Below are 6,145 nucleotides of genomic sequence, written 5' to 3'. Positions count from 1 at the left end.
CCTCGGCCTCGCGGACCCTGCAGCGCAGCCGGCCGTGGAACTCCCGGGCCAGGCCCGCCTTCCGCCACCTGCGAAAGTAGGCATACACGCGGTCCGCGATCTCCGGCCATCTGCGGGAGTTGAGGGCACAGGTCGAGTACATCGCCGCCCGCTTCCTGGAGTTCACCACCGAGCACGTCTTCGCCCGCTATCTCGGCGGACCGCACCGTGCGACGGAGGCGGACGCGGCCGAGGCGGCGTCGCTCGTACGGCGCCTGCGGCCGCTGGCCCGTCAGACGGTGGACGCGGAACTCGCACGCGCGATGCGCGTGTTGTCGTCCCGGCACCTCCGCCGTCATCTCGGTGGCAGCACGAGCGAGGAGACGGCGGACGAGACCCGTATGGTGCGGATAGCGGCGGAGACAATGCGGGCCGTCGAACGGCTGGTTGGCGCGGAGCAGGCCGGTACGTTCGTCACGCTCGCCACCGAACGTGAGGTGCGCTCCCGCACCTTGGACCAGATGACATCAAATCGACCAATAAACCCGAATATTGGACAAGAATGCTGAATCGGCCGCATGCTTGTCCACAGCTTCGCCAATTGCCTTGTGGATAACTAGAGTTAGTTGTGGATCAAACCTCCTGGGCAAAATCAAGTGCGTGATCCACGTCTCGCCCGGCACGCTGGAGGCATGGACGAAAGACGCACCGTGAAGGTGTCGAAGTACCTCTCGAAGCACCTGCGCCATCAACCCGAGAGCATCGGGCTCACCCTGGACAAGGGTGGCTGGGTCGAGATCGAGACGCTGATCGCGGCGGCGTCCGCGCACGGGTTCCGGTTCACCCGCGACGAGCTGGACCATGTGGTGGCTGCGAACGACAAGAGGCGCTTCGCCGTCGAGGGCACCCGGATCCGGGCCAGCCAGGGCCACAGCGTCGAGGTCGACCTCGCACTACCCCAGGCGACCCCGCCGCCGTACCTCTACCACGGCACCGTGGCGAGCAACCTGGACGCGATCCGCGCCGAAGGGCTCAGGCCCATGAACCGTCACCACGTGCACCTGTCGGCCGACCGCGAGACCGCGACCCGCGTCGGCGCCCGCCGTGGCCGGCCCGTCGTGCTGACCGTGGACGCCGGTGCGATGCATCGCGCCGGCCATGTGTTCCAGGTCAGCGCGAACGGGGTGTGGCTGACCAAGGCCGTACCCCCGCGGTACCTGCGCTTTCGCGAGCAGCACTGACACCGGGCCGTATCGACACGGTGGCACTGCCGCCACGGACGGTGACTGTTTCACGTGGAACGGCGAAGGCGACTTAGGCTCGGGGCCATGAGTCTGCGTCTGAGCACTGTGATCCTCCCCTACCGCCGCTGGCACGAGGGCGGCCGTTCGGCCTGGCAGCGCGCGGAGCAGCTCGGCTTCCACACCGCCTACACCTACGACCATCTGTCCTGGCGCAGCTTCCGGGACGGCCCGTGGTTCGGCGCCGTGCCGACGTTGACCGCGGCCGCGGCCGTCACCGACCGCCTGCGACTGGGCACCCTGGTCACCTCACCGAACTTCCGGCACCCGGTGACCCTCGCCAAGGAACTGATCTCCCTCGACGACATCTCCGGAGGCCGCATCACGCTCGGCATAGGGGCGGGCGGCACCGGCTTCGACGCCACCGCGCTGGGTCAGGAAGCCTGGACGCCCAAGGAGCGCGCCGACCGGTTCGGCGAGTTCGTGCCGCTGCTTGACCGGCTGCTCACCGAGGACGCGGTGTCCTACTCGGGGGACCACTACGCCGCTCATGAGGCACGCAACATCCCCGGCTGTGTACAGCGCCCCCGGCTGCCGTTCGCGATTGCCGCGACCGGCCCGCGGGGGCTGCGGCTGGCCGCGCGCCATGGGCAGGCCTGGGTGACCACCGGTGATCCCAAGCTCTACGAGGACGGCACTCCCGCGCAGTCGGTCCAGGCCATTCGCCGGCAGACCGAGAGGCTCGCCGACGCCTGCGCCACGATCGGCCGCGACGTCTCCGGCATGGACAAGGTCCTGCTCACCGGCTTCACCCCGGACCGCGGGCGGCCGCTGGAGTCGCTCGACGCGTTCGTCGACTTCGCAGGACGCCACCAGGAACTGGGCTTCACGGAGCTTGTGATCCACTGGCCCATCCCGGACTCGGACTTCGCCGCGGAGGAGAAGATCTTCGAACGGATCGCGATGGAGACGCCGGCGCAGCTGGGCTGAGGCGGCCCGGCGGGACCGGTCCAAAACCATGCCGATTGCGGGCAACGGTGCTGGTGAGGGCAGTAGCCACTCACATGTGCGGGCTACTGCACGGCCGTGCAGGAAGGTACGCGAGAATGGCCGGGTGACCTCAGCGACTCGACAGCCCGAGACCCCGGCAGCCGCGGTTCCGCCCCGGCTGATCGCCACCGACCTCGACGGCACGCTGCTCCGCGACGACAAGTCGGTGTCCCCGCGCACGATCGCCGCCCTCGCGGCCGCCGAGGAGGCGGGAATCGAGGTCTTCTTCGTCACCGGCCGACCGGCCCGCTGGATGGACGTCGTCAGCGACCATGTCCACGGCCACGGTCTCGCGATCTGCGGCAACGGCGCCGCCGTGGTCGACCTGCACGGCGGCCCCGGCACCCACCGATTCGTCAAGGTACGGGAGCTGGCCCGGGAGAACGCGCTGGACGCCGTACGGCTGCTGCGGGACGCGGCGCCCGGCACGGTGTACGCGGTCGAGCAGACCTACGGCTTCTACCAGGAGCCGGACTATCCGAAGCTGCACATGGAGATCCCGGACAGCCTCGCGCCGGCCGAGCAACTGCTGGCGCCGGACGCGCCCGGGGCGGGCGAGCCGGTGCTCAAGATCCTCGCCTACCACCCCAAGATCGACCCGGACGGCTTCCTCACCCTGGCCCGCCTCGCCATCGGGGAGCGCGCCGACGTCACCCGGTCCAGTCCCAGCGCCCTGCTGGAGATCAGCGGGCCCGGCGTGTCGAAGGCCAGCACACTCGCCCTGTGCTGCGCCGAGCGCGGCATCTCCCATGAGGAGGTCGTCGCCTTCGGTGACATGCCCAACGACGTCGAGATGCTGACCTGGGCGGGTCAGTCGTACGCCATGGGCAACGCCCACCCGGACGTGATCGCCGCCGCTTCGGGCCGGACGGTCGCCAACAACGACGACGGGGTGGCGGTCGTGATCGAGCGGCTGCTGGCGGAGCGGGGCTGAGCCTCCCCGTGCGTCAGAGGTGGACCCCGCGTGACGCCAGCCACGGCACCGGGTCCACCCCCGACCCCAGCTCCGGGGTGACCCGTACCTCGAAGTGGAGATGAGGGCCGGTCGAGTTGCCCGTCGTGCCGGCCTGGCCGATCCACTGCCCCGGCTCCACAGCGGCCCCCTTGCCGACGGCGACCGAGGCGAGGTGCGCGTACTGCGTGTAGTAGCCGCCCGGGTGCGCGACGACGATCTGGATGCCGAAGGCGCCGCCGCAGGACACCCTCACCACCCGGCCTCCGCCCACCGAGCGCACGGGCGTGCCGATCGGGACCGCGAAGTCCTGCCCGGTATGCCTGTTCGCCCACCGCGCCCCGCCGCTGCCGAACCGCGCGGACAACTGGTACCGCTCCACCGGCGCCACCCACGCGCGGGTGGAGGACCGGTCCGGCTGGTCGAGCCGGACCGTACCCCGGCAGGCACCCGTGGCAGCCGATGAGTCGGCCTGAGCCTGCAACCTCCGGCGGGCATCGTCGAGTTTGCGCTCGATGCCCTTCTTCACCACCACGAGCTCGGCGTTCCGCTGCTCCAGCGCCTTCCACTCCGCCGCGGCTCTGGCCTCGTCCGCCGCCAGCCGGGCCTGCGCGCCACGGCTCCTGCTGATCGCCTTGTCGAGCGCGGTGTGCGCCTGCTTTCGCGCGCGCTGGCCACGCATCAGCGCCTCGGGGTCGTCCCCTAGCAGCGCGCGCGCACTGAGCGGCACGTCCCCGCCACTGCGGTACTGGGCGCGCGCGAGCCGGCCCAGGTCCTCGTGCAGGACGGCGAGCTGCCGGCGTTCGCGGTCGAGTTGTCTCTCCAGCTGATCGGCGCGCTTCCGCTGGGCCTTGGCCACGCGACGCCCCTCCTCGTACTGGCGCGTCGCCGTTGCCGCGTCCTCGTACAGCCGCGCCACCTCGGCACTGACGCCGGGATCGGCGCCGCCCCGTGCGGGACTTCTCCCTGGCGTCTCGGTGGGCCGGGCGGCGAGCACGGCAAGCGCGCACAGCAGCGCCGGAACGAGCCAGCGGGGACGGCGGGATGAGCGCATGCCAGCGATCCTGGCCCGCGCGGGCGCCGGAAGCCCTGTCGGAGTCGTACGCATGGGGGACCGACGCGGCCCGGATGGAGCAGCGGTACGACCGAACAGGGGGCGGGCGAGGGAGGTCTGACGCCTCATCGGCCGCAACACACGCGCACCGCAGCACCGCCCAGCCCGGCGTTCACAGCGGCGCCTGCCACACCACCGTCGTACCGCCTCCGTCGTCGCCGATGCCGGGCCCGTACCAGCTGCCGCCGCCCAGGGACTGCGCGCGACGCGCGAGGTTGCTCAGGCCGCTGCGCCGCCCGCCCCCGGCAATGCCGACGCCGTCGTCCGCGACGGTCAGGCGTACGCCACGCCGGCCGTCCGGGAGGCTGGCCGCCGCGTCGACGACGACTTCGATCCGGGAGGCACCGGCATGCCGCAGAGCGTTGGAGAGTGCCTCGCGCAGGGCCGCGACGAGGTTCCCGCCGGTTGTCTCGTCGACGGCGGTGTCGACCGGGCCGACGAAGCGGTGCGAGGGGCAGAAGCCGAGCGGTACCGCTGCCGCGTCCACCTCGCGCAGCACCCGCGTGCGCAGTCCTGACGGCGGCTGCGCGGCGTCCTGCCGAAGAGCGAAGACGCTGCTGCGGATCTCCTGGATGGTGACGTCCAGTTCGCCGACGGCATTGCCGACGCCCTCGCACACCTCGGGCACGGCGGACGCGTCCGGCGCGCTCTCCAGCAGCCTCGCGGTCGCGGACAGCCGCCGGGCGACCAGGTCGTGCAGGTCGCGGGCGATACGGTCGCGTTCCTCGTACACCGCGAGCCGCTCCCGGTCACGCTGCGCCTCGGCCATCATCAGGGCGAGTGCGGCCTGGGATGCGAACTGCACGGCGAGTGTGCGCTCGGTCTCGCTGAAGGCCCGTTCCCCGCGAGCGCGCGGGGTGACGAGGACACCGAGAACCCGGCCTTCGCTCCGCAGGGGCAACAGCATCGTCGGCCCGAAGTCATCTGCGAGCCCCGTGACCTCGCCGATCTCGGTGGCGGCGTCCGCCAGGAAGACGGCCCGACCGCCGAGGAGTTCGGAGACGATCGGGCTGTGTGCCGGGAGCACGGCGCCCAGGACGCTCGACGGCTGCTCCGAGGCGACCGCGGCGATCTCCAGGCCCCCCTCGCCGGTGGGCAGCAGTACCAGCCCCGCCGCCGAACCGGACAGCCGGCGAGCCTGCTCTGCCACGGACTGGAGCGCGTCGTCCGTGTCGCCGCCGGAGAGCAGGGCGGTGGTGACGGCGACCGACCCGTCGATCCAGCGCTCACGCTGCTGGGCAGCCTCGTACAGACGGGCGTTGCCGATGGCGATGCCCGCCTCGGTGGCCAGCACCTGCAGAATGCCGAGGTCGTAGTCGCTGAACTGCTCGCCGCCGCGCTTCTCGGCGAGGTACAGGTTGCCGAAGCTCTCGCCCCGGACGCGGACGGGGACACCGAGGAAGCCCCGCATCGGCGGATGGTGGGCCGGGAAGCCGCAGGAACGCGGGTCCTCCGTGAGGTTCGCCAGCCGCACCGGCTCCGGGTCCCGGATGAGCGCCCCGAGCAGACCCCGGTGCCCGTCGGGCAGCCGCCCGATACGCCGGGCGGTCGCCTCGGCCACGCCGTGGAACACGAAGTCGGCGAGACCTCGGCCGTCCTCGGCGATCACACCGATCGCCGCGTACCGCGCGTCCGCGAGCGACGCCGCCGTCTCACAGATCCGGTTCAGCGTGGCGTGCAGCTCCAGCCCGCTGCCGACGGACCGCATCGCCTCCAGCAACTGCTGAACCCGCTCCGCCAGGTCGACCGGCAGCCCCGGGGAGGGCGGCTCGGGAGAGGTAGAGGACACAGGCGGCATGTTTCGATCCT

At 71.6% G+C, this 6,145-nt stretch carries 5 protein-coding genes and 1 pseudogene; 4 read left to right on the top strand and 2 right to left on the bottom strand.

The features are described from left to right. Positions 1 to 92: 92 nt before the first annotated feature. The 4 genes and pseudogenes from ACGF8A_RS32700 to ACGF8A_RS32685 all read left to right on the top strand — a co-directional run. Positions 93 to 548: pseudogene (locus ACGF8A_RS32700) on the top strand (MerR family transcriptional regulator); the annotation flags it as partial. A gap of 123 nt (positions 549 to 671) precedes the next feature. Beyond that, positions 672 to 1,220, top strand: a complete 549-nt coding sequence (locus ACGF8A_RS32695) for an RNA 2'-phosphotransferase (protein WP_393114078.1) — start codon at positions 672 to 674, stop codon at positions 1,218 to 1,220. A gap of 87 nt (positions 1,221 to 1,307) precedes the next feature. Beyond that, positions 1,308 to 2,210: an LLM class flavin-dependent oxidoreductase gene (locus ACGF8A_RS32690; RefSeq protein WP_393114075.1), complete on the top strand. Its 903-nt coding sequence runs from the start codon at positions 1,308 to 1,310 to the stop codon at positions 2,208 to 2,210. Positions 2,211 to 2,334: 124 nt separating this feature from the next. After that, complete coding sequence (locus tag ACGF8A_RS32685) at positions 2,335 to 3,204, top strand: HAD-IIB family hydrolase (RefSeq protein WP_393114073.1); 870 nt, start codon at positions 2,335 to 2,337, stop codon at positions 3,202 to 3,204. Between the two features lie 13 nt (positions 3,205 to 3,217). Here the strand turns inward: ACGF8A_RS32685 and ACGF8A_RS32680 are convergent, their stop codons facing one another. Continuing rightward, positions 3,218 to 4,276 carry a peptidoglycan DD-metalloendopeptidase family protein gene (locus tag ACGF8A_RS32680; protein ID WP_393114071.1) on the bottom strand — a complete coding sequence of 353 codons (1,059 nt, stop codon included), beginning with the start codon at positions 4,274 to 4,276 and terminating at the stop codon, positions 3,218 to 3,220. Positions 4,277 to 4,448: 172 nt separating this feature from the next. Further along, positions 4,449 to 6,134, bottom strand: coding sequence for a GAF domain-containing sensor histidine kinase (locus ACGF8A_RS32675; protein ID WP_393114069.1), 1,686 nt, complete (start codon positions 6,132 to 6,134; stop codon positions 4,449 to 4,451). Positions 6,135 to 6,145 lie beyond the last annotated feature (11 nt).

This window comes from Streptomyces sp. NPDC047706 (assembly GCF_043204795.1).
In the GTDB taxonomy this organism is placed as follows: Bacteria; Actinomycetota; Actinomycetes; order Streptomycetales; family Streptomycetaceae; genus Streptomyces.
This window is presented reverse-complemented; position numbering and strand designations above follow the sequence as displayed.

Coding starts and splice junctions, on each gene's coding strand:
- ACGF8A_RS32675 (WP_393114069.1), bottom strand. CDS start 6,134: ATGCCGCCTGTGTCCTCTACCTCTCCCGAGCCGCCCTCCCCGGGGCTG.
- ACGF8A_RS32695 (WP_393114078.1), top strand. CDS start 672: ATGGACGAAAGACGCACCGTGAAGGTGTCGAAGTACCTCTCGAAGCAC.
- ACGF8A_RS32690 (WP_393114075.1), top strand. CDS start 1,308: ATGAGTCTGCGTCTGAGCACTGTGATCCTCCCCTACCGCCGCTGGCAC.
- ACGF8A_RS32680 (WP_393114071.1), bottom strand. CDS start 4,276: ATGCGCTCATCCCGCCGTCCCCGCTGGCTCGTTCCGGCGCTGCTGTGC.